This window comes from Pseudomonas nitroreducens TX1, assembly GCF_000313755.1.
GTDB lineage: Bacteria > Pseudomonadota > Gammaproteobacteria > Pseudomonadales > Pseudomonadaceae > Pseudomonas > Pseudomonas nitroreducens_A.
Genome location: NZ_AMZB01000121.1, coordinates 168,215 through 191,296, shown reverse-complemented (window position 1 = coordinate 191,296; position 23,082 = coordinate 168,215). Strand labels below are relative to the sequence as shown.

Annotated in this window: 30 protein-coding genes; 28 read left to right on the top strand and 2 right to left on the bottom strand. The window is 59.1% G+C overall.

Annotated features, from left to right (window positions below; genetic code table 11):
• Positions 1-50: 50 nt before the first annotated feature.
• The 13 genes from C167_RS0119425 (at position 51) to C167_RS0119365 (ending at position 8,391) form a co-directional block, all read left to right on the top strand.
• Positions 51-674: a hypothetical protein gene (locus C167_RS0119425; RefSeq protein WP_017519961.1), complete on the top strand. Its 624-nt coding sequence runs from the start codon at positions 51-53 to the stop codon at positions 672-674.
• A 92-nt stretch (positions 675-766) separates the two neighbouring features.
• Entirely contained in the window at positions 767-1,744 is a 978-nt protein-coding gene (locus C167_RS0119420) for a hypothetical protein (RefSeq protein ID WP_017519960.1), read from the top strand.
• Positions 1,745-1,789: 45 nt separating this feature from the next.
• Entirely contained in the window at positions 1,790-2,395 is a 606-nt protein-coding gene (locus tag C167_RS0119415) for a hypothetical protein (protein WP_017519959.1), read from the top strand.
• Between the two features lie 10 nt (positions 2,396-2,405).
• Positions 2,406-3,140 (top strand): hypothetical protein, encoded by a 735-nt coding sequence (locus C167_RS32755; protein ID WP_037006229.1) that lies wholly within the window; start codon positions 2,406-2,408, stop codon positions 3,138-3,140.
• Between the two features lie 196 nt (positions 3,141-3,336).
• Positions 3,337-3,960: a hypothetical protein gene (locus C167_RS0119405; RefSeq protein ID WP_017519957.1), complete on the top strand. Its 624-nt coding sequence runs from the start codon at positions 3,337-3,339 to the stop codon at positions 3,958-3,960.
• 91 nt (positions 3,961-4,051) lie between these two features.
• Positions 4,052-4,465, top strand: coding sequence for a hypothetical protein (locus C167_RS0119400; protein WP_017519956.1), 414 nt, complete (start codon positions 4,052-4,054; stop codon positions 4,463-4,465).
• Positions 4,462-5,499 carry a hypothetical protein gene (locus C167_RS0119395; protein ID WP_235154339.1) on the top strand — a complete coding sequence of 346 codons (1,038 nt, stop codon included), beginning with the start codon at positions 4,462-4,464 and terminating at the stop codon, positions 5,497-5,499. Before C167_RS0119400 ends, C167_RS0119395 begins: the two co-directional genes overlap by 4 nt.
• A gap of 272 nt (positions 5,500-5,771) precedes the next feature.
• Positions 5,772-6,188 (top strand): hypothetical protein, encoded by a 417-nt coding sequence (locus tag C167_RS0119390; protein ID WP_017519954.1) that lies wholly within the window; start codon positions 5,772-5,774, stop codon positions 6,186-6,188.
• A gap of 193 nt (positions 6,189-6,381) precedes the next feature.
• Complete coding sequence (locus tag C167_RS0119385; RefSeq protein WP_017519953.1) at positions 6,382-6,621, top strand: hypothetical protein; 240 nt, start codon at positions 6,382-6,384, stop codon at positions 6,619-6,621.
• Between the two features lie 40 nt (positions 6,622-6,661).
• Positions 6,662-7,276 carry a YkgJ family cysteine cluster protein gene (locus C167_RS0119380; RefSeq protein WP_037006249.1) on the top strand — a complete coding sequence of 205 codons (615 nt, stop codon included), beginning with the start codon at positions 6,662-6,664 and terminating at the stop codon, positions 7,274-7,276.
• 16 nt (positions 7,277-7,292) lie between these two features.
• The gene (locus C167_RS0119375; RefSeq protein WP_017519951.1) at positions 7,293-7,604 is read left to right on the top strand and encodes a hypothetical protein; all 312 of its coding nucleotides are present in this window, start codon (positions 7,293-7,295) and stop codon (positions 7,602-7,604) included.
• A 119-nt stretch (positions 7,605-7,723) separates the two neighbouring features.
• Entirely contained in the window at positions 7,724-7,987 is a 264-nt protein-coding gene (locus tag C167_RS0119370; protein ID WP_017519950.1) for a hypothetical protein, read from the top strand.
• Positions 7,984-8,391: a hypothetical protein gene (locus C167_RS0119365; protein WP_200860168.1), complete on the top strand. Its 408-nt coding sequence runs from the start codon at positions 7,984-7,986 to the stop codon at positions 8,389-8,391. The genes C167_RS0119370 and C167_RS0119365 overlap by 4 nt, the downstream gene beginning before the upstream one ends.
• Positions 8,392-8,647: 256 nt before the next feature.
• Here the strand turns inward: C167_RS0119365 and C167_RS0119360 are convergent, their stop codons facing one another.
• Positions 8,648-9,214: a hypothetical protein gene (locus C167_RS0119360; RefSeq protein WP_017519948.1), complete on the bottom strand. Its 567-nt coding sequence runs from the start codon at positions 9,212-9,214 to the stop codon at positions 8,648-8,650.
• Between the two features lie 172 nt (positions 9,215-9,386).
• Between C167_RS0119360 and C167_RS0119355 the strand changes: the two genes are divergently transcribed.
• From C167_RS0119355 to C167_RS32750, 12 genes are all read left to right on the top strand, one after another.
• On the top strand, positions 9,387-10,046 hold the full coding sequence (locus C167_RS0119355) for a hypothetical protein (protein WP_017519947.1): 660 nt from the start codon (positions 9,387-9,389) through the stop codon (positions 10,044-10,046).
• Positions 10,047-10,093: 47 nt separating this feature from the next.
• Positions 10,094-10,588, top strand: a complete 495-nt coding sequence (locus C167_RS0119350; RefSeq protein WP_017519946.1) for a hypothetical protein — start codon at positions 10,094-10,096, stop codon at positions 10,586-10,588.
• Between the two features lie 138 nt (positions 10,589-10,726).
• Positions 10,727-12,544: a phosphoadenosine phosphosulfate reductase family protein gene (locus tag C167_RS0119345; protein ID WP_017519945.1), complete on the top strand. Its 1,818-nt coding sequence runs from the start codon at positions 10,727-10,729 to the stop codon at positions 12,542-12,544.
• 24 nt (positions 12,545-12,568) lie between these two features.
• Positions 12,569-12,958: a hypothetical protein gene (locus tag C167_RS0119340; protein ID WP_017519944.1), complete on the top strand. Its 390-nt coding sequence runs from the start codon at positions 12,569-12,571 to the stop codon at positions 12,956-12,958.
• 146 nt (positions 12,959-13,104) lie between these two features.
• Entirely contained in the window at positions 13,105-13,425 is a 321-nt protein-coding gene (locus tag C167_RS0119335; RefSeq protein WP_017519943.1) for an Arc family DNA-binding protein, read from the top strand.
• A 173-nt stretch (positions 13,426-13,598) separates the two neighbouring features.
• Positions 13,599-14,093 carry a hypothetical protein gene (locus tag C167_RS0119330; RefSeq protein ID WP_017519942.1) on the top strand — a complete coding sequence of 165 codons (495 nt, stop codon included), beginning with the start codon at positions 13,599-13,601 and terminating at the stop codon, positions 14,091-14,093.
• 94 nt (positions 14,094-14,187) lie between these two features.
• Entirely contained in the window at positions 14,188-14,874 is a 687-nt protein-coding gene (locus C167_RS0119325) for a hypothetical protein (RefSeq protein WP_017519941.1), read from the top strand.
• A 103-nt stretch (positions 14,875-14,977) separates the two neighbouring features.
• Positions 14,978-16,873, top strand: a complete 1,896-nt coding sequence (locus C167_RS0119320; RefSeq protein WP_017519940.1) for an AAA family ATPase — start codon at positions 14,978-14,980, stop codon at positions 16,871-16,873.
• A 90-nt stretch (positions 16,874-16,963) separates the two neighbouring features.
• Entirely contained in the window at positions 16,964-17,302 is a 339-nt protein-coding gene (locus C167_RS0119315; protein ID WP_017519939.1) for a hypothetical protein, read from the top strand.
• Positions 17,303-17,486: 184 nt separating this feature from the next.
• Positions 17,487-18,356 (top strand): hypothetical protein, encoded by an 870-nt coding sequence (locus tag C167_RS0119310; RefSeq protein WP_017519938.1) that lies wholly within the window; start codon positions 17,487-17,489, stop codon positions 18,354-18,356.
• 351 nt (positions 18,357-18,707) lie between these two features.
• Complete coding sequence (locus C167_RS0119300; RefSeq protein WP_026079149.1) at positions 18,708-19,361, top strand: hypothetical protein; 654 nt, start codon at positions 18,708-18,710, stop codon at positions 19,359-19,361.
• Positions 19,362-19,457: 96 nt separating this feature from the next.
• A complete protein-coding gene (locus tag C167_RS32750; RefSeq protein WP_017519934.1) occupies positions 19,458-20,102 on the top strand; it encodes a hypothetical protein in 645 nt (214 codons plus the stop codon).
• Between the two features lie 59 nt (positions 20,103-20,161).
• Here C167_RS32750 and C167_RS0119290 read toward each other — a convergent pair whose 3' ends face one another.
• Positions 20,162-20,464 (bottom strand): hypothetical protein, encoded by a 303-nt coding sequence (locus C167_RS0119290; RefSeq protein ID WP_017519933.1) that lies wholly within the window; start codon positions 20,462-20,464, stop codon positions 20,162-20,164.
• Positions 20,465-20,627: 163 nt separating this feature from the next.
• Between C167_RS0119290 and C167_RS0119285 the strand changes: the two genes are divergently transcribed.
• The 3 genes from C167_RS0119285 to yejK all read left to right on the top strand — a co-directional run bounded on the left by C167_RS0119285 (position 20,628) and on the right by yejK (position 23,062).
• On the top strand, positions 20,628-21,077 hold the full coding sequence (locus C167_RS0119285) for a hypothetical protein (protein WP_017519932.1): 450 nt from the start codon (positions 20,628-20,630) through the stop codon (positions 21,075-21,077).
• A gap of 133 nt (positions 21,078-21,210) precedes the next feature.
• A complete protein-coding gene (locus C167_RS0119280; protein ID WP_017519931.1) occupies positions 21,211-21,957 on the top strand; it encodes a hypothetical protein in 747 nt (248 codons plus the stop codon).
• A 103-nt stretch (positions 21,958-22,060) separates the two neighbouring features.
• Positions 22,061-23,062: a nucleoid-associated protein YejK gene (yejK, locus tag C167_RS0119275; protein WP_017519930.1), complete on the top strand. Its 1,002-nt coding sequence runs from the start codon at positions 22,061-22,063 to the stop codon at positions 23,060-23,062.
• Positions 23,063-23,082 lie beyond the last annotated feature (20 nt).

The window sequence follows — 23,082 nt, the reverse complement described above, 5'->3', positions numbered from 1 at the left end:
GATGGACCTGACGATAGCCTCAACTTCAAGAGGCACAGGGCCCATCCACCATGATCAACCAGCTGAACATCAACACCGGCTTCCACCTCTACCATGAGCTCGGCATGACCCGCGACTTCCGGGTACGTGCCGAAATCTGCGAAATCACCTCTCCGCGGCGCGGCTACCGGGCGGTGCTTCTACTCTCCTACAAGACCTGCGACCGGAACCCGCGCCTGGCGGCCGGCTATGCGATTGCCGCCGAGTTTCTCTTCTCTGGCCTCTCGGCCCTGGAATACCGCCGTGCCGTGTCCACTGCGAAGCTCGAGCATGGAGGATCGTCTGAGATGCAGACCTCCCGCGCGAAAATGCGGGCGTTTGAATTGCTCCTCAGTTCTCGGAGCGCGGTCTGCATCTTCCGCGACCAGGCGGTATTGAGCATTGTGTCTGGCCAGAAGGCGGATGGTATTTCGCCGGCGGCCGCGCTGGCGCTTGTATCGCAGTGTCCCATGTACGACGGCCAGGCCGAGCTTAGAACCAGCAAAGGACCGGTAGGCCCTGAAGGTGTCCAGGCTCAGGTTCGAGACACCCTCGCTGAAGGCTACTGCACCTACACAGTGGAGGGCATCAAAGAGGCCTACGCCCAGGGCGAACACATCGACTGGAGCCGAATGCGCCAGCCGCTGGCGTCGTAGTCAATTCGAAGTGGGGGCTTTCGACGGCGTAAGCCCCTCGCCGGAGGACATGCTTGGGAGTACCCTCCCCGGTTCTCATCCAAGGAGCGGACATGAAACGGCGATCGGACTTCAACCAAACAGACTTCCTCGCCCAGCCTGACATCGAGCAATTCGTCACCTGGCTGATCAAGACTCTCCCCACCATTCAGGCGCACCTGAAATTTCAGCGGAGCTCCTTCGTCCCTCAGGAAATTGACGAGAGCGTCCAAGGGATTGAAGCGGTCACGGCGAAGTACCAATGGAAAGGAGATTGGGCAACAGTCTCCGCCCTGCTCAAAGGGTACCGAGCTGATCTTCGCGCTGCAGTTCAAGCCGGGAACGACCTGAAAGCACTAGAAGTCTGCTCCGCGATTCTTGATTGGGGGAACGTCGAGACCTCAAAGAAGGTTCTGGAGGAGCTGCAGCTAAAGAACAAGCTGGTGGAGCACCTCATTGTTCGTGCTGCACTACTGAACCCTGCCGGCAAACAGAAGCTAAGAGATCTGAGCATGAATGTCTTCTACATGTTCAACTCCGGCTTGACGAAGGTGTACGCCTTGCTTTGCCCGGATGGTTCCCCGATCTATGACGGCCGTGTCGGTGCAGCGATCGCGATGCTCTATCACCTCTACCGGGCAGAAGGCGAGGGCGTCGGCAGTACCAACCACCGGTGCTTCGCTTGGGGACCAGGCCTAGAAGATGTGAAGGCCGAGCACCTCCGGCATATCCGCAACCCTGCACTACTCGGCTTGGGCTACAAGGGCACGCCCCAGTTGAGCTATCAAAGACCGCATCTTTGGGCCCAGCGCCAGCTGATCCTCGGCTGGATCATTCGGGCCGTGCTTCAGGAAACGAATTGGTACGGCGGATCGGAGCTGGACATTGGCGAACGGTGCCACGCATTCGAAGCTGGTCTGTTCGTCCTTGGATACGATTTGCGCTGCCTTCTGCCCAATGGATGGAGGGACATTCCCGACCCGAAGCGGCGGGCCTCCGCACGTAATCAAGCCGCCGCGGCAACAGAGCCCCCCGTTTTGGGCCGATGTTAGCCCGGCCGGTCGTTATCCTAGTCACTCCCTAAGGAGACTTGGACAATGAGCAACGACCTGGTGCTTGTTTCGCGGGAGAAAGTGAAGGAGCTGATCGGCGCAATGCGCTCAGTTAACCGCGGCCGTCAGTACGAAGTCAGGCCGCCGGTTGATGATGAGCCCTGCTACTGGCAGCGCCGGGAGTGGGTGGAATGGGGGATCAAAGTCGCTGAGGATCTCGACGCCGACATCCAACGGCGAAACATCACTTCCAGCGGCAAGGGCAAAAGTCCGATGGCTGACGCGCAGACGGAAGCTGAGACGATGCTGACCGAGTATCGGCACGCCCTCGGGGATGGTATCGGCGCGGACAGTGAGCGCTACGAGTTGGTGTGCATGCACTGGCTGATCGGGCAAAAGTATGTCGGCCTCGCATACAGCGTCGAGCTTCACCGCGCCTACCTACTCTTTGTCGATGCTGTCCGACCTCAACCGGACTACGTGCCTCTGTGGCTGCTGGATGCTGCGAAAGAACTCACTCTGCTTATGCGGACGTTGGTAGTGCCGGACCAGCCCTCAGAGCAGATCGTGGCCTGGGGAGGCATCGAGCGCGGCCCTGTCATTTCGTACCGATTCAAACTGGTCGATGCTCCTACACGCATCGAGTTCTAGGAATCCGTGCATGAATCCCCGTATTGTCGCCAATGCAATGTGCACGGTCACAGATGAAGTTCTGTGGAAGCCCCGAAGAGGTTGGGCAACCAAGCACAACCCCTCGGCTGATCTGGATTTTCGTGTAGGTAGCGGTAAGCACACATACCTCAAACATCGGCGTGCGACTGCCAATGACGCCAGCATGACGATTACTTACGGCAAGCAAATGGTGGTCAGCAAGTCTGATCCTGAGACGATGTGTAATTGGCTCACCTCCCGAGAACTCCATGAGCGCGGCTACTACGGCGGTGAGTTGACCCTGCTGAACATCCTCGCTCACACCGTGGCGCATGAGTTTGGCCATTTTGTCCAGGTCATTCTGGGCCGCCGCTACGATGGTTCAGTGCACAACCAGGAGTTCTACGCCATCCTCGACCGCATCCATGCCAGTGGAGAAGGTGAGAAGATCAGGGCCGCGCTTCATGACCAGTGCATGAAGTTCAACATTGACCTGCGCCAAATCAGGGCCAGCCAGGAAGGCTTGAACAGGCTGTCGGGACTGCTATCAACCGGCGAGAAGCCGCTGAGCATGCGCGAGATTCACAAGGGCCAACAACTGTGGTTCCGGGAGCCTTCGCAAAAACACTTCGGCGCCGTCAAAGTTTTAGACAAGCGACGGACTCGCATCCTCATTCAGCAGGTCGCGGCGCCCCATCAAAAATGGCTGTATTACCCAGCCGGGATGTCCAAAACGCCTGGCTGATCAGCGTGTGAATTGATCAACCGGTCAGCCGGTGATTAGCTCAATCGTCGAGTCATTTCGTGCCGGCGTCCTATGGCTTACCCGTCCATCTCTAGCCTGGAAAATCGGGCCTGAACTGAATTTGCTTCCCCTGGTTCTGGCACCGTTGTGCCGCTCAGAAGATGTGCCTCATCAACAACCGGTGAGGCACTCTTCCATGCAACTGCACAACATCTCCAATCAGGACATTAACCTGACCGTCGACCAGCTCCAGGCAAAATACAGCCCGGCCGGGGGCGGTCAGCATCCGACCTTCACCCGCGAGGACTGGATCACCGCCATAGGCGCCGACGCGACCATCTCCGGCTACTGGCAATGGGTCCACGGCGAGATCCAGTCCCTGCTCGATGACACCCTGGTGTCCATTTCCGCCAGCACCAGCATGCCGGCCGCCGTGTCTGTGCCGGAGGGCGTCCCCGGTGTGCGCCAGCTCCAGTTCATCGCTGTGATCAGCGGCACGGTCGACGTCAACGACGGCGAGCGTGGCAGCCCCCGCGTTACCGAGAGCCAGCTCGGAGCCCAACTCAGCCATGCGATCGACACGATGATCGGCAATGGCGGCATCACCGGCGACACCCCGGCGGTGGTCGACAACAAACACGTCAGCATCCAGGTTGCGGAACGCCTTCAAACCACGCACCAGACCGTTGGCATGCTTCGCGACAAGGGCTTCGCCGTTGCCATCTTCAACCCGGATGAGCTCGGTGAAGTAGCGCCCAGGACTCTCCAGAACAAGCTGGTGGAGTTCGGCGTGCAAGAGATCGACAACTTGCAGCGCTGAACCTGAATTTAGGACCTAAGACTTGAACAGGGCGCGGCTAGTCCAGGTGTTCTACTGGCCAGGCGAGCTTCCCAAGGAGATCTGATCGACCATGACTGACAAGTACCGTGACCCCCGCGATGGCGAAGAAACCTGGAGCACCGATAGTGAGGACTGGAGCGACCAGACCCTTGCGGCCGTCATCAAGGGCAATAAGCACCTGAAGGTGGGAGCGACCGTCTACCGCGGCGAGAAGTCCTATCCGGACCCGGCTGGCTTTCTCCCCGACGTAGATGACCTGCTGATGCACATGCAGGAGGAGGCCGAGGGTAGCGATTGCGGCGAGCACGTGGACGGCTATCCCGAGCCCTGCGAAGAAGCCAAAGCCGAACTGGGCGAGCTCCTGAAACCATTGCAGGAGTGGGCGCGGCGCCACTGCCCACCGGACTTCTACCTGATCGAAAAGGTCCAGGCGGTTGTCTTGACTGAAGAGCACTTCGCCCAGGTCGCGGAGCACACAGCATGACCACCATTGCACCAACCCAGTCGAAACCGAATCGCTTCGCGGCCGATTCGAGAGCGTGGTCCCCGAAAGTGCGTCAGGAAGTGGTTGAGATGCTGCAGGAGTGCCTGAGCGCTGGTACCCAATGTGAAGACGCGGACATCGATCACGAGTTCAACCATGCGATCGTGCATCTGCTCACCTTCGCCGAACGTCCGGGCGACCTGCTCGCCCACGATGCCCCGTCGAGCCTGGATCTCATCCAGCGCTTCGACCTGGTGGAAGGAGGCACTGGGGTTACGGCCGCCAGCACTGGCCAATACGTGCGCTACGAAGACGCCGCCAAGGCCGTTTACGCTGCAGAGCTGAAGCTTTCCACCTCCGACTACCGCTATGACAGCGACCGGGCATTCTGGAACCAACGCGAAGCCGAGCTGCTGGCGCTCATCGGCACGCCTTCCTCCCAGCCGATCCACCAGTGGCGCGAAGACGCTGATGAACCCTGGGAGGACTGCAGTAAAGAGGAGGCTGAGCGATCTCAAGCCAAGGGGTACGAAGCCCGTACCGTCTACTGCCTGCCGGCGGACGACTTGCGGGACGCCGTGGCGAAAGAGAATACGGACCTCCGCCTGCAGTGTGGCGGGATGGAAATGGAGATCCGGGAGCTTCGTGACTCAGTGGCTCAACTGCAGTACCAGCTCAGCGAAACCGACTCAGAGGCCATTCAAGGTGTGGAGCCTGTGGCGAAGTGCGGTCGCGGCAATCATGCCTCGTTCTGCACTCTCACGGATTACGGCCGCCAGGTAGTGCCCGTCGGCTCCAACGCACTCTATCTCGCGTCCCAGATCAAGAATGGGGTGCTGGTGATTCCGGACAACCTGCTGAGTCATCGTCGAAGCTGGCGCGCCGCGTTTGAGCGTCTCATTGAGCTCGAGCCAGTGAGCTTGGCCCCTGATCGTGACGACCGCTCCTACTGGGAACACGAAATGCGGGCCCTGGATCGCATGTACAGCGACCTCGATCGCATCGTGGCCGAGCAGAAGAAACCTACAGCCTGAGACACCACAGCCGAGTGAGGAGTGGATGGAGTCTCAAAGCAAAAGCCCGCGTCTTGGAAGCGGGCTTTTTAATGGCTGGAAGAAAGTAAACTGAAGTGTCCGCGTCCCGACCTCAAACTACGGCTGGCCGGCTATCCACTTAGAAACACAGCCCCCCGACTTCGCTTGAATGCCCACACCATAGGCATAGTCTTCATCGGCTAAATGCTGGTGGCATGCTATCCCCAAGCTGACGATGTCACCTCCCAAATCCCACCACAGGAGGTGAACAGATGAGCAAGGCCGAACGCGTGGAGCATGCAAACCAACTTATCCAAGTGATCGCCCGGCACGGCCGGCGCTTCTTCTACGACCAGAAATCCGACACCACCGCCAGGCTGGAGCTGGATCACCGGGGCAAGGTGTGGTTCCACGATCACTACTCCAAAGCTCGGGTGTATACCCACCCCGCCACCTTCGGGAATGCCTGGAGAGGCTTCACGCACGGGGGCACGCTCCGACAGTTGGTCGAGGACATGCGCGACTACGTCATGACCGGCCGGCAAATCTGGATCTCCTCCCTGGGCCCGCAGCGGATCAGCGACCGTTCCAACATCTGGGGCTATGAAGATCTCGCCATTGCCAAGGTGCGTCAGGAGGGCAGCGTGCTACCAATCATCGCTGGGAACCCTGAGGACGTCTTCAAATGACGGCCAGACCTATCACGGCAGCGTGCCCTGTTCTGCTGTAGGTAGTGGCAGACAAGCGCGCCATGCTTCAACCCCAATAATCAGGGACCGCTCACCGCCACCCAACAACGGGCCAAAAACCGCTGGCCCGTTTCCTGCTGGATTTTCAGCACCTCCAACACTCGGAGCCTCTTCACCAGGGAACGAACCCGCAATGCAAGACTTGAATCAGATCGAAAAGCTTCTCCGCTCCAGGGAACGGGTGCTCACCTTCATTGAACTTGACCAGGCGGCTCTAATGCGGACCCCGGGCCTGCATGACCTGGAATTCTCATTGGCGAGCTGGAGGCGGCAGCTGGTGGTCATCGAAACGACCTTCTCCGCACTCACTGGGATTCCGCCTGAAAAGTACCTCGAGCAGTGCTCGGTCCCCTCTGGAAGTCAGCAGCACTGAGGGTATGATTGCCGTCCCCTGTACCCTGTTCAGCCTGGCCATGACCGACCTGATTCCCGCGATCGACCTGAGCACCTTGCCGAAACGCGAGCTCCTAGAAGCTGTTGCTCAAGAAAATGCTTTCCGTATCGCCCAGGATGCTCCGTGGATCACCAACGTGGGCGAGATGGCGGCTGAGATCGGGGAACAGAAGGGAAGTCTCAAGGCAAAGTACATCCGGCTCCGCAAGCTCGGCGATCGCATTGCTAGCGCAATTGCACCCCACGCGGCTTGCCAGAAGTCCTGCAGCCACTGCTGCCACATCTCGGTTGCGATCAATGAGATCGAGGCCGACATCATTGCTGAAGCCACCGGCCGCAAGCGCGCCCCTTCACCGACGGAAGCTGCTGATGACACGGAAACGCTGGCGAAGCAGTATTTCCGCCAGCCCTGCCCGTTCCTGAAGGACAGTAGTTGCTCGATCTACGCGATCCGCCCTATGGCCTGCAGGCTGTACTTCTCCATCTCTGGCACCAGCGTCATGTGCGATACCAGGGTACCGCCAGAATTTTCGGCAGCGGTGAACCTAAATCTTCAGGATTTCTGGTTCAGTTACATGGCCGAGATGCACAAAGCCGGGCTCGAGGATATCCGGTACTTCTTCCCATCCCCCTGACGGACTGAGCCACTGAATGGACGCAACCCCAACCACACCGACCAAGCCTTCCGCATCCCTTGAAGACCTCAAGGTTCAACGTTCGAAGGTCGACATCCTTTCTTTCCTGTTGACTGGAACAGCAATCGGCTTCGGTGTCCTGGGGTACAACGCGCCAGCGCAGATCCTCGAATACATCGGCCTGACCGGGATGGTCTCCTTCGCGTTCGCTGCGACCTACAACGTCGACAAGGGCGATGCCCTCTCGACCCGTATTCGTGCTCTCACACCCCGAAAGAGCGCCACTATCAAGCATCTTCACGCGCAACGGCCAACCGAAGCGGCCTGATCGCGGGAATTTAGCCCCCCGTTTTCGCTTTTCAACGGCGCCATCACAGCTTGAAATAGGTAGGTGGGGCAGAGCCCCGCCTACCGACCATTGCCTGTCGTGCTCCCGAGAGGATTGCCATGGAAAGCGAGCATCTTCGTCAGTCGCCAGCGTCACCCACGCCCGAGGTACTCGCCCTGCTCGAGGCCTTCAGTAAGGACCTATGCAACTCGATCCGTGGATTACGGTCTGACCCGGAGTTCAACGCGAAGAACCTGCGCTCGGCGTACCAGCAGGGCCACAAGGATGCGCTGGAACAGGCTGAAGACACTGCCAGGGAGTCGATCCAAGCTCTCCTGAGTAAGCTCGCAGGCGCGGGTGGTGTCACGATCAGTTCCACGTGAGCATGGCGGAAATCTTCAATAGAGCCGCTTCCATGCCTCAAACAACAGCAATCCTTGCCCCCGAAGTGGGCGCGATAGTCCACTACGGTACCAACAGCTTTGGAACCGAACCCGGCAGGTATCGAGTTTCCGGCTACATGCGGCGGGTCGAGAAAAAGCCCGACTTCGGTAACGACTTCATCGCGGAGATCCTGTTCGATTCCTGCCGGGAAAGGGATGGCACCAGGTTGCAATGGTGCGTCCGCGCAGATGCAACCCACCTCAGCCTCACCGGAATTGCAGGTGCGATTGCACCGATCGAGCAATGCGAGGTTGTAGGTATGGTCGCTTGGTCTGAGGCCGAACTCCTGGAAGCCAGACAATTTGCCCAGCTATTAGGAGAAAGTGGTGAACTGCTGTTCTGACCTGGCCCTGGGGCCAAAACTCACTGACCAGGACCGTAGCGATTGGGTGCAGCGGTTTCGTCCGGAATTCGGTGATGGATTCCTCCGGGTCAAGCTGGGTCCTACTGCAGCTCCAGATGGAAAGGCTGGGTGTTTTCTGGCCGCCGGCAACACACAGACAACCTGCATCGACAACGCCCTGACCGGATACCTGGTCAGGATTTCCTGATGCCTAGGGATGACATGGGCCAGGTGGACACCCGGCCCATCGCGGCCCTCATCCCTCCTCCGCCGCCCGTCGCTTCAACCCAGCCTGCAGAACGCGCTTTACCGCTACCTGTACCCGATCACGGATGATCTGTTTCCAGTCCCGTGCTGGCGGTTCAGGATGTCGCGGTACCGGCTCCAGCAGCACTTCGCCATCCGCAGGAACGCCCAGGTAACGCCGCACAGCACGGATCTCTCGAACGGTTCGTTGGTCCTGGAACCCGAACTGATTGCCAAACGCAAGCATCCCGAGAATTGCCACCCCCGAAGTCATGTAGCCAAGAGTGACGAAGGTTGCGACTACAAAGTGGGGGGCCTGGTTCAGAAAGAGCAGGTCGAGCTGGAGCGGAGAAGCCATCGTCACAAACGCCACCTGCATCAGGGTCACGGCGGGGCCAAGCTTGCAGGTCTGCATCGCGATCCGCATCGACGCCTTGAACAACTCTGCCAGTTGGGCGAGGTACGTGCCCCGGTTATTTCGCACAGCCTGACGGATTGCCTCCATCACTTCGTGGTTCACCTTCCCCACTTCCACGCCATTTACTGTCACCAACCAGTCAACTTCTGGTTTCGCCATCTCGGCCCCCAAACGCGCTTGGCCGGTACACCGCGCACCAGCCGTTGTACAAGAGGCTATTTCGACAGCGGACCGGGCTCCATCCAAAGCGTGGTTCCCATTTCCCGACCGGTTCTGGCACACCACCTGCCCAGATGTAATAGGCCCATCAAGCCAACCGCGCAGGTCCATCATGTCCTACAACCAAGCCTTCACCCGCAAAGCCTTCAAGCTGGCAATGGGTGATGATCTCGCCTCAAGCAACATCATTCACCGCATGCTCCACCCCGCCCAGGACCTGGAGCTGCTGGAGAGCATCCAGCACGACGTTGGCCTGGCCCCCGGCCTGGCGGTCTACTCCGACGACGAGCACGTCCTGGTCTATGAGCTGGCGAAAGTCGATCAGCTGCCGGCGGAACACTATCCCTTCTATGACAAGGCTTCCGAGGCCGGTGAATGGCTGGGAGTGACCTGGGAGCTCTGCTTAGCTCCCTCTGGTGATGATCAACAGGCAGTGGTGGTCACCAGCGGAGACCAAAGCTACATCGAGAAGCTGGCAGCTGACCTCAATGCGTCCTTCAGGCCGGTCGTGAACGGGCTGGATGTCGATGGCTGTGACGTCGAGGTCATCGACAGTTTCGGGGACCTCTACGCGGTCACCTGCAGGCTCACCTCGAAGAGCCAAAACGAGGTCCTGCACATCCTCGCCCTGGACGAGCGGATTGCCGTCGAGGCAGCGCTTCGCAAGCTGTGTGTATCCGCCGGCGTAGACCCTGACCCCCTCAGCAAAAACCACGCTTCCTGCTTTGTCGTCTCGGCCAAGCGCATCGGGACCCATCAGATCGTGTTCTGACGGCAAGGCCCTGGTCGGCCCGGGCCACTCTTCACCAAGGAATCGACATGTCCAATTACCGGATCATCCCCAACGAACAGGCCTCCGACTTTCTGCACCTGAAGATCGGTCGCCAAAGCGCGAACTACGCGAACAACCTCTACACCGTGATGAACAGCGTGATGGGAGGCCGCTTCGCCGGCGGAATGTGGGAGCTGAGGGAGTACACCAACGGAGCGGTGGCCATGGTGCTGCCGGATCAGCAGCAAGTCGTGGCGGCATGCTACGGATGCCAGCAGGACCTTGAGATCAGCCTGGAGGCCCTCTCACTGGTCGCCAGCGCGATGCTCTTCGTGCGCCTCTGTGAAAAAGCGGTGCTTCATGGGGATGAGGACGAGGCGCTTCACCTGCGCAACCTCCACGATGTACTGCTTGAGGCGCTGGCCGGTCGCATGGACCTGGTGATGCGCGACGGCAAGCTGATTCAGTCCGAAGCTCAGGACCTGACTTTGCCAAGGGAGAAGCATCACGAGTGGGCGCAGATCCGGCGCTTCCTGGACTGAAGTCATCCAACTAGCTGGCGCGACGTCTTTGTGGGAGAGGATGCGCTCCGGCGATCATTTTACCTGCCGGGTTCTGGCACGCGGCGACTGCTTGGAAACTGAGCCCATTCCAGATTTCAGTGCAGTGAGCACCAAGCCATGACCACCGCCCAGACCAAGCTGTCCCAGTCTATCCAGGCCGGCCTCTTCGACGTCGCGGAGCCTGCACCGGCTCTCGTACCCGTAATGGACCTCACCTTCGACGATAAGGTGAAGGCTGCGGTTGAAGCCATCAAGCAACAGGTTCGAGAGGGTCGTCATCCCTGCCTCGCCTACTCGGGAGGGAAGGATTCTTCGTGCTGCTTGAACCTCACCTTCACTGCCCTGCGCGAGCTGAAAGAAGAAGGGTTCGCCGTGCCCACGTTGCATGTGGTCCACTCCAATACGGGGGTCGAGAACCCTGTGCTGGAGATTTACAACAAAGGCCAGCTCAAGGCCATCGAGGCATACGGCAAGGCCACTGGAATCGATACCCGCGTCTGGTTGGCTACCCCTAGTTTGTCCAACGATTATCTCGTCTCTGTACTCGCCGGGCGAACGATCATGTCGGTTGGAGCAAACACGAAATGCTCCATGATGATGAAGGTTTCGGCACTGAACCGAATCAAGCGCAAGGTGCGCGATTGGGTAGCCGAGAAAGACGGCGTGAAAGCCAAAGACGCCAACCTCTTCAGCATCATTGGTACCCGATACGAAGAGAGCGCTGCACGCTCTGCGAAGATGAAGGAGCGTGGTGAGAGTGCCACCGAAGCAGTCGACGTAATGGATGACGGTCAACTGGTCCTTAGCCCCATTGCTGACTGGACCACCTTCGACGTCTTCACCTATATCGGCCACGTGCGGTCGGGGAAGATCGAGGCCTACTCAGACTTTGACGAGCTGGTCGAAATCTACCGTGAGGCCAACGGTGGAGATTGCATGGTCACGGCCTATATCTCTGGACGCGAGCAGAACCGAGCCCCGTGCAGCGCCCGTACAGGATGTTGGGTTTGCACTCGAATTGGGGTCCGAGACACCAGCGCCGAGAACATGGTGCAGGCCGAAGGCGGGAAGAACGCCTTCATGAAACCGCTGCTGGAATTGCGAGCCTACATGCGTGCGCGCCACTTCGATCCGTCGGCGCGCTGCTGGCTAGCCCGCACGGTTGATGAGTCGAAAGGAACAATCAAGATACTTCCCAACGCCTACAGTCCCCAATACACGTTGGATCTGCTTCGGTTGATCCTGACCATTCAGGTTCGCGAGGAAACTGCTGCCAGGAGGCTGGGTATTGCCCCACGCTTTGAGGTGTTCAACGAGCGCCAGATCATCGCCCTTGACCTTCTCTGGGGCAGGTACCAGTACCAAAAAAGCTTCATGGCCATTCGCACCTGGAAGGAGATCTACGAGCAGGGCAAACGCTACGAGATTCCTGCCCTGGATTCGATCCCGACGTTCACCGAAAAAGACGTGTCCTTCCGCGCCGAAGTCCCGTTCGCCGACGAGGAGTATTACTCGGCCTGGCGAGGCTTCCGAGACGTCGATGCTGCGGTAGCTGACTGTGAGTCGACCGTTGTAATGGGCGACGGGACCATCCTGGCCCACGCCAACACCGGCGAAGAGTTCGAAATCGACGAGGAAGGCGCTGCCCTGTTCTGGGAGTTCGACCGGGACTACGCGCTGGAGAGAGTAAGCGTCCTGGATAACCCGGCAGGAGTGGTCCATTACCTGGTCGGCCTCGGCACGGTGACCCTGTACAAGGGCAGCCTCAGCGAGTGGGATCGAATCATGCGAGTGGGGAATCAGGCTTGGAACCATGGGCTCTTGCCGATCCTCCATGACCCGCACGCGCTGGTTGAAACCCTACAGACCAAATTTCAGCAAAAAGAAGAAGAGCGGCGCGCAGCCCTGGTCGGCCAGCTGGCCTTATTCCTGTAATTCCCCAATATCGAGGACGAACCAATGGCACTGATTACCAGCCTGGCTATCGAAGAGGCCGCGGACATGATCACCGAGGACGGCGGGCGCTTCGCAGACACACTCTTTGGCGGCCAGGTCATCGAGGCGGCACGCGAGCTGCTGAAGCAGCAGAGCGATGAAAAGGGACCTCCCCTCCCCTTGGGTGAATTCTTCGAGCGCCGAGAGGACATGGGCAAGGGCCGACTGCGGTTGATCCTGGACGGGGACTCCGACGTCTGCGTCGCGGTGATCAGTGACGACGGCGACATGGCAGACGTGGAGTTCTGCGTCCCATTCTCCGGGGGTGGTCGCTCCCCGAAAGTGCGCGAAGCGCTGTTGGACTTGTGCCGGGCGATTCGAGACGAAAATGCGACCAATCCGATCAGGGAATAGCGGCGGCGAGGTCCAACAGCGCGGGTTGGAAAACCAGAGGCCCTGTTTGACTCGCATGCCCGGCATCCGCCGATAGACTACCAACCCCATGAGCGAGCACTGAGGTGACTCAGGAGCTTGACTGTGGACAGAGCAAAGGAAATTCAGTGAACAAACTCCGAGACCCCCTCGCCCCCTCCCGCACCGCCGACAAATTCGTGCTTCGCCTGCCTGACGGGATGCGTGAGCGCGTGGCCGAAGCCGCCAAAGGGAGTCATCGCAGCATGAACTCGGAGATTATCTCCAGGCTGGAGCTGAGCCTCGAATCTCCCAAATCCATGCCGCTGATGCAGCCTTCCGGGGAGCTGACTTCGGACGAGCAGCGCCTGATCGCTCGATTCCGAATGCTGGACCTGAAGCAGCAGTCTGCCCTCGTGGTTCTGATCGATCCGACAGTCCAGCAAGGGCGAGTTGCCGAGGCGAACTGAGTTCCACCCTCCCGCTTCTGGTGCAGAACTGAGTGAAAGGGCCGACACCGGCCGGGCCTATACAAAATTTTCGAGACCGTTAAAGTCCGACCATGTTCATGCCGATTAGGCCTTTTAGGAGCCTTGAACAGCTCCTCCTGCACGGCAGGAACAAACCTCAATTTGGAGATTCAATGAACAAAGTTTCCTCGCTCTTCCTGGCTGCAGCGCTCAGCGTTGCGGCAACTGCTCACGCCGCCGACCGCCTGCAGATCCAGGCTGTGCTCACCAAAGATGGCCAGGTCCTCAGCACTCAGACCCAAGAAGTCGGCTCGGGTCAGACGGCGCACTTCAGCAAGACTCAACCCAAGGAATATGACGGCAAAGCGACCGTCAGTTCGAAGGGTACCAAGGTTGAAAAAGAGGTCCACCACCTCGGATTCACCGCTGATGTAACCCCCCACGTGCTCTCGACCGGCAAGGTCCAACTGGCTGTCAATGGCCTGTACACCGAGCCGCTGTCTGAGAACAAGGTCAAAACCGATGGGGTTGAGCTCAACCTCCCGCATTACGCCAAATACAGTCTGGCCAGCACCGTCATCGTCGATCAGAATGGCAAGGCCACTCTCGAGCGTCATGGGGACAAAGGTCCGGAGCTGCAGCTGGATCTGACCGTTAAGCGGCTGTAAGACAAATCGCCAAGCCGTGGGTCCGTCCCACGGTTCTGGCACGCGGCGAAGCGCCTGATCCTGTGTTCAATCCGAACACAATCAGGACCAACATATGGCCGCCGCTCTCCAACTCCCAACCACTCATGACCTGCAAACTGTCGACGGCATCGCCGCCTTCTACGCCCAAGAACTGGCCTCGCGCACAGGCCATCCCCCGCGGGTCAGCGACTACCACCGTCTCTTCGCCGAGTCGATTCTGAACCGGAATGCCTACGGCCTCTCTGCACTCGCCAACGGCTTAAACAACGTCGGTAAGGCCGTCTTTAGTCATGTGACTGGTGTCCACCTGCCCCGCACCCAATCCGGCACTTGGGCAGCGATCCTGGAATGGGCCGGGGTGGACCCAAAGCGGGATGAACTGCGCGAAGCTGAACGACGTCTGCAGGTCATCTTCGAGGACCTCTCCAGCCGATTCTCCGAGGTGGATCGCCTGACCGCATTCGCGGCTGACAACTACGCCCGAGGGTTCGTGCAAGTGATCAAGTCCGGTACCAGGTACCTGATGGCCGACGCTAAAGGGTCTTGCGGCCTGGACCTGAGCACCCGTGGCATGCACGGCCCGCAAACTCGCCCCTACATCGTGGCATATCTGGCAGTTCAGAAACTCAGGGTTGAACTGGGCCTGCAGGCAGAACCCGTATACGTGCGTGATGCACCTCTGCAGGAAGAGGCAGCAACTCAACCAACTGCCCAACGTCCCCGATCCGATCTTTCGGAGCAGCTCGGCATGGGGTTCTGACCCTCTAGGTAACCAACGGGTGGGTTTGGCTTGAACGACCCACCCGTCCATGTTCAGTTGCGCGCAGCGCGGCCATCTCCCGGCCTGAATTCGTAGGTAATCCATGAAAGAAACGATCATCCAGCGCGTTCGCCGCGCCCTGCGCAAATCGTCGGTACGGCAGTCGCTCGCTGGTTGCGGTATCACGCTCGCGGCCTTCGGCGCCTTCCTGGCCTACCACTACCACCTCAATGCCCCACCAGCCCTGCCTGCGGCAGAGGGTACCTCAGCCACGATCATGGCCCAGATAGCCAAAGACCCATCTCGTTGGACCAGGAACCCCATGCCCTGGGACAGGTTGCTGAGCGACGTACGGGAAGGGAAAGTGCAGGAGATCGACCTAGGCCGAAGAGAGTTGTATGTCACGACGAAGGACAATGGCACCTACGTCGTGACGGACGGCTTCTACGTGATCACGCGCCTGCTGATGAACGTGAGCCTCGACCAAAGGACGCCCCCCTTCTCACTCCAGGAGCTCGAACTTCCGACCGAGATCGATGCGTCCGCCTCTCTGACGACCGCAGTGCAGCTGACGATCCTCGTCTTCTTCGCCTGCATGTTCTGGCCTATGTTGAGTACGCGACTTCCGGCCCGAAAGCGCAAAGCCAACAAGAAGATCCGATTCGATGACGTAGTCGGATGCGAGGAAGCAAAGCGGACGCTGATGGACATGACCGCCTGGCTGCGAGCGCCCAAGGATTTTGCAGGCCTGAATGCCCGGCCCCCGAAGGGCGTGCTGTTCCTCGGCCCGCCTGGCGTCGGTAAAACCCTTCTGGCCAAGGCCCTGGCCAATGAATGTGGCGCGAACTTCATCGAAACCAACGGTAGCCAGTTCAGCAGCATGTTCTACGGGGTAGGCATTCAGAAGGTGCGGGCACTATTCCGTGAGGCCCGGCGAAAAGCACCCTGCCTCATTTTCGTCGATGAAATAGACGGCCTGGGCGCGCGCGTCTCACAAGCCAGGGTTGCTGACGGGGAGAACAACAGAATCCTCAATCAGTTTCTCACCGAACTGGATGGTTTCAGCGAGGCTGCCGGCGTGATGCTCATCGCCGCGACCAACAACGCTGACGCACTCGACAAAGCGCTGCGCCGTGAAGGCCGGATCGACCGCACCATCTATGTAGGACTTCCCCCCCTTGAAGACCGAACCGAGCTTTTCAGGCTCTACCTCGGACGGACCAAGCCCGCCCAGGATGTGGACTACATCAGCCTTGCACAGAACAGCATGGGGCTTTCGCCGGCGGCAATCGCCTTCATCTCCAACAATGCGGCGCTGCTGGCTGCGAGGGAGGGTGCCCAGGAGGTCGAGATGCGCCATGCGATCGAGGCTATCGAGATCCAGCGAATGGGCGAGGCGATCGAGGTCCGCACGGCATCTAGTGCACAGGACAGGAAGCGGGTGGCCGTTCATGAAGCTGGTCATGCACTGGTAGGCGCGATTCTTGGCGCTGGCCGCGTTGAAAAGATCACGATCCTGCCGCGCGGCCCGGCCCAGGGTGTGACCGTCATACTGCCGTCCGAGGACAAGCAGTTGCATTTGAAGTCCGAGCTTCAGGCCCAGATTGCTATGGCGCTGGGGGGACGTGCTGCTGAGCAAGAGGTCCTTGATATGGTCTCCACCGGTGCCGCCGGCGACCTGCAGGAGGCAACTCGTATTGCCCTAGCCATGGTGCATAGCTACGGAATGGCCGGCAACGACAGCCTGCTGAGCCTGAGCGCTCTCCGCGATCAAGGGATTGAACTGGACACCCGTGACATCACCGACAAAGCCGATTCGATCCTGAAAGTCGAGTATCAACGGGCGCTAGAGATCATGGCATCCAACCGCGAAGCGCTGGATCGACTGATCGCTGTCCTACTGGAGCAGGAGACCATCAGCGGCGACGTCGTGTACCAGGTACTCGGGTTGGCGTCTGAGCAACCTACTGCGGCCCTTCCCGCCAAGGCAGTAGCCTGATCCATCACCGGGTAAGGAATCCTCCCTGCCCGGGTTCTGGCACGCCCGCAGGCATCGGATGCTACTCCTACGCCAAACAGGAGCGCCGCCATGAACCTTCAATACGCCCATCTGCTGTTCGGACAATCCACCGTAGTCATCGCCTCTTCCGAGTCGACACCAATCCCACGGGTGTTTGACTTCACCTCGCCTGAAGACTGCGCCAAGAGCATCTTCGCTATGATGGGGCGGGCCGCCGGCGGGTTCCCGATCGAGGCCTGTCGCATTTGGGTAAATACGGAGCGACGCACCGCTACGTTGGTCGGGCGTGGCGTCCACGTCGTCTACCGTGACACCTCCCTCCCCATGCTGACAGCCGAAGAAGCGATGGACATGGTTCAGCGCAAGGTGGGCCAGACCTACCACCTCGGTACAGTGGCACCTCAATGAGCTACCGAACTCAAAACGTCCGCTATAGCTCTCATCCATTACCTCTTGAAATTGGCGGCAGGTGATCCGTCACGGGGGCAATCAATTAGGACAGACCACTCGGGAAAGCGGCAGTAGGGTTTGAACTGGTTGAGCAGCGGTAGGCCGTTACCATCCAAGAACTGACCTGTCTCCGGAGTTCACAATGTCAAACCCCGCAACCGACTGCCCGGTTTGGAAGCGATATCTCGAAGTCGTTACCGAGGCCGGCGGCCAGGCGAATTACCTCCCTGCCAAGTCCGCGCTCTACAAGCGCTTACTGGAAGGCAAGCAGCCGTTGGTGCTTCCTCCCCCGATTGCTTGCTCATACCCCTGGTATTCGATCGTAGAGTCTGACAAGGCCATGGCTCCCCTGGACAGTCCGTTTCCTTTGGAGGCCCAACTGGGAGGCACCAAGATTGATGCCGTACTGATCGAACAGACACCTTGGTGCGTGCTGGAGCGTGTCAGCGCCCTGGAGCTGATCGTGTCTCAGCCTGGCTGGCATGAACTGGGGTTCCGCTGGCGCTATTGGCACCACCCCATGAGGGCTGACGAGTCGCAGGCATGCCTCATTGCCCATTACGCCCCCGGTGCAGGCCGAATAACTACAAGCGCACAACTTGACCTTGAATGTCGACACCATGCAGAGCACTGGAGGGCTTACATCGAGATCGCAATCTCGGGCATGAGCGACGAGGTCAAACTGACTGCCATCGATCCAGGCATTGAAGATCAGACAGACCCGCTCCGGTACCGCATGCGCCGCTCCGCTGCTCACATCAGGCTGGCACAGGCCCAAAAGGAAGCCCAAACCCGGGAAGGCAAAGGCCTACCTGCGGTACCCACCAGCGCTGAAGTCGACTCGTACGCGGTTCGTTACCGGGAATCGCTGCTGGCTGGCGCTTTCGAGGAAAGGGATGGTTGGTTGTTCGTAGATGGGTGGGCACTTCAGCGTATTGCTCCTGCAGCGATAGGACCGGAGCACTACCTGCCGGGTGCGCCGGTGCGCGCCACTGCGGTGCAGGAAGCCTGAACAGTGCTCATGCCAGGGAACGACATCGCTCGAGGCCTGCTCCAGCGCCTTGATTCCCTGGGGCTGCGGGACAGCGCAGCACCCAGCCTCGTTGACCCTGATCGCTACTGCGTCGGCGTTCAGGCTCGAAACCTTATCGAGGTTTTCGAACTCGGACGCCAGCTGGGCGCCTCGTTTGGGAAAATCAGGGTCGAGAGCTTTGCCCATGAGCACATCATCGCGTTCCCTGAGGCCCTGGTAGATCTAGAGCACGGATCAGCCTGATCGAAGGATTCTTCTCCAGCACGGTTCTGTCACGCCTGGTTCGCGCTGATGCTGAGGTCCATCGAATCCATACCGAAGGACCTCAGCATGACCACCAACAACCCGAACTCCCTCGAACTCAATCGCATGATCAACCGCTACTCTTCGCATGAAGATGAACGGCTCGCTTACGAGCGTATGCAGATGGTTGGCTTCAAGGTTGCCGAGATCCTAATGAACATGCCGCTGGGTACCATGGCGGACCTGGGACAAGGTGAGTTCCTGTTTGTCGCCGACTACGAGGGTGAGGTTCATGTGTTCAGTACGCATGACTGGCGCGACGAATGTGCTCTGAATGACGTCAACTGGTTTTTCCAAAGCGACTATCAGGGGTTGTCAGCAGAAGACCTGGACGAACATCGGGCAGAAATGGAGCGCTGGCTGGATAACCCGGTATTCCGTCAGTCCAGGCCGGCCGATCACGCCCACCGCATGGTTGCCGAAGCTGAAGCAGAGTGGAAACTCCACCGGGGAGTGGCCACCGCAATCCAGCAACCGGCCTCCCCTACCCAGGTGCCCTTGAACCGCTACGACCATGAGAAAGCCAAACGCCTGATCGATGGCTACATGGTACCTTCACGCCAAGAAGGCCATGAGCAGCAATTTGATCGTGCTAAGGCCGAGCTGATCTCTCACCTGGAGTTGCAACTCAAACAGGTCCAGAGCTTCAGCTATCAGGACTACACGAAGAAAGTGAGCTGATCACAACAACCCCGCTCCGGCGGGGTTTTACTTGCCCGCATTGGAAAAGCAGCACAGGTGTTTGACTTGAACCCCGCATGTGCTTCGGGAGACTGGGTGCTTTCCGACATCCAGGGCAATCGAATGGACTACATCAGAGGCAAACGGGTACTCAGCCAAGCGGAAGACATCCGAATCGATGTTGCAGAAGACCACATCGAAATACATGCCGAAGGTCTCTGCTTCAGGGTTGCCACTAGCTTCGGTGGTGAAGCCCACTTCGAAGTTGCACAAGATCAGGGGATTCCAACTGATGGCGGCCCCTTGTTCTACCTGAAGAATGGGTACACCAACATCGCCTGGTTCAACGACGAGGGTGAGGCTCTAAAGCTGTGTGAGCGCCTTCGGCAGGCGCTTCAAGAACAGCGTGCACTCAAACGGAAGGCTGCCGCTGCCCTCCTACCGTCATCCAGCATCACTGCCAGATTTGGCAGGCGTTTCGCTGAGTTTGGAGGGATCGTTTTCACGTCGCTGGTCATCGCTTTCGTGGGGGGCGTTGTTGCTTACCCAGGCTGGCAACTGGGTGGAAGGCTGTTCGCTTCAGCTGACCTCGATGTAAACCAAGCTATCCGCCAGTACGCTGAAGAGACCAACCAGCTCCTGCCGGCGGCTGAAAGCGATTTCGTTACCAGTGGTGAAGGGGAAACTTGCGGTCCCAAGCCCCAAGGCTCCGCCCTTGGGGATGAAGAGCCGAAGGAGTGACCAGGCAATAAAAAACCCGACATGCATCGCCGTTGCATGTCGGGTTTCCTCTTTCTGGATCAGGAGTTCTCAGAGCAGATCGACTCATACACCACTTCGAGCAGCACGCGGAGATCTTCCGCGGACTCCTCAGCATCCATCTGGTCGAACGCTGTGACAGCGTCGAACCACGCAAAGAAGGCGTTGAAATCCTTGAAGCTTCGGGCCACCGAAGCTGGCTCCCCGTCATCTTCAAGCAGGCCCTGGACATGAGCCTTCATCTCGGCGAACGAAGGAGGCGGGTTGTCGAACTCCCAGGAGATCGATCCCAGCAGTTCGCTGTAGCGTTGTTCGTGGCTAGTGGTGGAGTTGTTGTTCTGCATGTTGGTGCTCCAAGCGGCAGGGTCGGAAGTGACCACGTGATGGGGTAACTATCCAACCCATGGCCGCGTGCCAGAACCGGCTACTCGCAAGTTTTTCAACCCGTAGGGTGGTCGTGGCACACCAGATCCCGTCGGAACATGTTGGCTCAACAAGGAGCCCAGCATGACCCACCTAGCTGACCTGTATTACCGCGGCACTACCTCCTCAACCACACAGCTCAGGCCTGCGAGACGCGGAAGCTTCGGATCGGGCCTGTACTTCGCCGACAAGGCATGCGCCACCCAATATGCCGGCCCCGGCGGCTCAGTGTGGGAAGTCCAATTGTCCTGGCAGAACCCATTCCGTTGCACAGCAACGATCGAGAACGACTACGACCTGGACAACCCTGCGGTGCCTCTGGTCCTGACCATTTTCCCGAAAGCGGAAGCAGAGGCGCTCATCCGCAAGGCGGCGGACACCGACGGCCACTTCGGCCCCGAGATTCAGGAACGGCTCCGTGATCTCGGCCACGACGGAATCTTCGCCACCTATGAGGACGGCAGCTTCGAGGTTGTCGTATTCCGAGCAGACCAGGTGAACCTGTTGCGCCGCCTGGACATCACTGCCGTCTAGGTTTCAAGCCCACCCTCACAGCCCACGAAAAATCTCGCCTTGGTTCAGGGATTTCAGCAGTCCACTTTGGCCGCGTCGCCCCCCCAGGACCGAGCAAACTTCACTCACCTTCCAGCCGAAAAGGAATCAGGCGATGGTCAACTTTTCACCCAAGCTGCTCGATGGATACCCCTACCTGCTCGCCGGCGAGGAGTCTGCCGACACAGCGGTAAAGAAGTTGCAGGAGGCGTTTTCGCCACAAGCAGTTTTTGACAGCGGGTACAGGGGCCTGGCAACACTGAGGGCAAGCTGCTGGTTAGGCCTGGATGCCTACATTGGTATTGGCCCCAATGAATTCATCGACGAGGAGTTCGGCTCCAGAAATCAGGCTTTCCCTTTCAAGGTCCTGGTGACCAGACGCGCTTCCGACACGCCCTGCCCTGAAGTGCTTTTGTGCGCCGAGGGCTTCTTTGTTGATACGGAATACCGCGACCTTGACCTCGTTGTTGCCCTGGATGCAATCAGCCAGGAGGTCTATCTCGCTGGCGAACTGTTCAACCACGGATGGCCTAAACGCCCTGGGGTGTTCACGTTGTTCACCCAACTGATCGCACATCCTGAACTGAGGACTGCTGTTCTGCCCAAGCTGCTTTTGGAGGTCGAGGGAGCAATCTGCAAGGCCTCCCCTGAAATTCGACTCGAATCGTCGGGGCTGATTTTGGTGTCCAACCAGGCAGAGGAGCCAACCACCGCCGTGCTGGAGGAACGCAGCATCTGTTCAGTACACGAACTCCGCGACAGCATCTGCCTGCTGAGTATCCCGACGAACCAATTCGCATTCGACCAGATCAGCGCTCGGTTTACCGCCAAGCGTGTGTGCGAAATCAACTTCGACTTCTGACGCCCCCAGGTAGCCGGTCAGAATCCGCCCGTTAGGATCTGGCCGGCACCTTCACGCGTCATCCCCACTACAACCGCCCCTCAGAACTGATCAAGAGGCACCCATGCCGATCAAATGCAGCATCGTCCACTTCGTGGACAAGAAACCCGACGGCAACCCCGCGTCGCTACAGACCCGAGATGAATTGCTGGGCCAGAGCGAGGCGACCGACAACCTGGTTGCTGATCTCCTCGACGCCTACAACGGCAAGGCCGGCAAGGGCTGGGGCTTCTTCCACGAGCCTTCCGGCGCCTATCCGTTCCGTGAATGGCTGACTGGGTACCTCGACGGAGGCCGAGATTTCGTCGCGTTCAGCCATGAGGCCGTTGAGCATTTGGTTCAGCTCATGAACGAGAGCGTCGTAACCACTGGTGGCCACGTCCTCTTCGTGCATCTCCAGCAAGGAATGACCGACTACCTTGTCATTGCCCTGCTGCATCAGCGCGACGGTGTAGCTCTCACAGAGGGCCTGGACGTCACGGCAATTCGACACCTGGACGTTGGCCAGTTGCAACTTGCAGCGCGTATCAACCTTTCCGAGTTCCAGAAGAACCCCAAGTCGCGCCAGTACATCTCCTTCATCAAGAAGACCGGCCGCAGCTTCGACTACTTCCGCGAATTCCTGGGCTGTCAGGAGGGGGCCGACGCACCGAGCGAAACTCGCACATTGCTGAAGGCCTTCTCGGACTACGTCGAGAGCGAGGATCTGCCTGAAAACGAAGCCCGCTGGAAAACCGACACACTCGTGGACTACGCGCAATCGCAAGCCAAGCTGGGCGAGCCGATGGCCCTGGACGCCCTCTCCGAGCTGATCGACGAGCAGCGGCCGAAGGCCTTCTACGACTACATCCGAAACAAGGATTACGGCCTGGCACCGGAGATTCCGCCGGACAAGAAAACGATCAAGCAATTCCAGCGCTTCACCGGCAGGGCGGACGGACTGGCAATCTCCTTCGAAGCCCACCACCTGGGGTCCAAGGTGGAGTGGGACCAGGAGCGAGATGTGTTGATCATCCGCAACATCCCGACCCAGCTGAAGACTCAGCTCGACAAAATCAAGGCCTGACTTTGGGGCCAACGGCCCCA

Bases quoted from the DNA above. Each gene is read 5' to 3' on its own strand.
- C167_RS0119425 (WP_017519961.1), top strand. From the start codon at position 51: ATGATCAACCAGCTGAACATCAACACCGGCTTCCACCTCTACCATGAG.
- C167_RS0119420 (WP_017519960.1), top strand. From the start codon at position 767: ATGAAACGGCGATCGGACTTCAACCAAACAGACTTCCTCGCCCAGCCT.
- C167_RS0119415 (WP_017519959.1), top strand. From the start codon at position 1,790: ATGAGCAACGACCTGGTGCTTGTTTCGCGGGAGAAAGTGAAGGAGCTG.
- C167_RS32755 (WP_037006229.1), top strand. From the start codon at position 2,406: ATGAATCCCCGTATTGTCGCCAATGCAATGTGCACGGTCACAGATGAA.
- C167_RS0119405 (WP_017519957.1), top strand. From the start codon at position 3,337: ATGCAACTGCACAACATCTCCAATCAGGACATTAACCTGACCGTCGAC.
- C167_RS0119400 (WP_017519956.1), top strand. From the start codon at position 4,052: ATGACTGACAAGTACCGTGACCCCCGCGATGGCGAAGAAACCTGGAGC.
- C167_RS0119395 (WP_235154339.1), top strand. From the start codon at position 4,462: ATGACCACCATTGCACCAACCCAGTCGAAACCGAATCGCTTCGCGGCC.
- C167_RS0119390 (WP_017519954.1), top strand. From the start codon at position 5,772: ATGAGCAAGGCCGAACGCGTGGAGCATGCAAACCAACTTATCCAAGTG.
- C167_RS0119385 (WP_017519953.1), top strand. From the start codon at position 6,382: ATGCAAGACTTGAATCAGATCGAAAAGCTTCTCCGCTCCAGGGAACGG.
- C167_RS0119380 (WP_037006249.1), top strand. From the start codon at position 6,662: ATGACCGACCTGATTCCCGCGATCGACCTGAGCACCTTGCCGAAACGC.
- C167_RS0119375 (WP_017519951.1), top strand. From the start codon at position 7,293: ATGGACGCAACCCCAACCACACCGACCAAGCCTTCCGCATCCCTTGAA.
- C167_RS0119370 (WP_017519950.1), top strand. From the start codon at position 7,724: ATGGAAAGCGAGCATCTTCGTCAGTCGCCAGCGTCACCCACGCCCGAG.
- C167_RS0119360 (WP_017519948.1), bottom strand. From the start codon at position 9,214: ATGGCGAAACCAGAAGTTGACTGGTTGGTGACAGTAAATGGCGTGGAA.
- C167_RS0119355 (WP_017519947.1), top strand. From the start codon at position 9,387: ATGTCCTACAACCAAGCCTTCACCCGCAAAGCCTTCAAGCTGGCAATG.
- C167_RS0119350 (WP_017519946.1), top strand. From the start codon at position 10,094: ATGTCCAATTACCGGATCATCCCCAACGAACAGGCCTCCGACTTTCTG.
- C167_RS0119345 (WP_017519945.1), top strand. From the start codon at position 10,727: ATGACCACCGCCCAGACCAAGCTGTCCCAGTCTATCCAGGCCGGCCTC.
- C167_RS0119340 (WP_017519944.1), top strand. From the start codon at position 12,569: ATGGCACTGATTACCAGCCTGGCTATCGAAGAGGCCGCGGACATGATC.
- C167_RS0119330 (WP_017519942.1), top strand. From the start codon at position 13,599: ATGAACAAAGTTTCCTCGCTCTTCCTGGCTGCAGCGCTCAGCGTTGCG.
- C167_RS0119325 (WP_017519941.1), top strand. From the start codon at position 14,188: ATGGCCGCCGCTCTCCAACTCCCAACCACTCATGACCTGCAAACTGTC.
- C167_RS0119320 (WP_017519940.1), top strand. From the start codon at position 14,978: ATGAAAGAAACGATCATCCAGCGCGTTCGCCGCGCCCTGCGCAAATCG.
- C167_RS0119315 (WP_017519939.1), top strand. From the start codon at position 16,964: ATGAACCTTCAATACGCCCATCTGCTGTTCGGACAATCCACCGTAGTC.
- C167_RS0119310 (WP_017519938.1), top strand. From the start codon at position 17,487: ATGTCAAACCCCGCAACCGACTGCCCGGTTTGGAAGCGATATCTCGAA.
- C167_RS0119300 (WP_026079149.1), top strand. From the start codon at position 18,708: ATGACCACCAACAACCCGAACTCCCTCGAACTCAATCGCATGATCAAC.
- C167_RS0119290 (WP_017519933.1), bottom strand. From the start codon at position 20,464: ATGCAGAACAACAACTCCACCACTAGCCACGAACAACGCTACAGCGAA.
- C167_RS0119285 (WP_017519932.1), top strand. From the start codon at position 20,628: ATGACCCACCTAGCTGACCTGTATTACCGCGGCACTACCTCCTCAACC.
- C167_RS0119280 (WP_017519931.1), top strand. From the start codon at position 21,211: ATGGTCAACTTTTCACCCAAGCTGCTCGATGGATACCCCTACCTGCTC.
- yejK (WP_017519930.1), top strand. From the start codon at position 22,061: ATGCCGATCAAATGCAGCATCGTCCACTTCGTGGACAAGAAACCCGAC.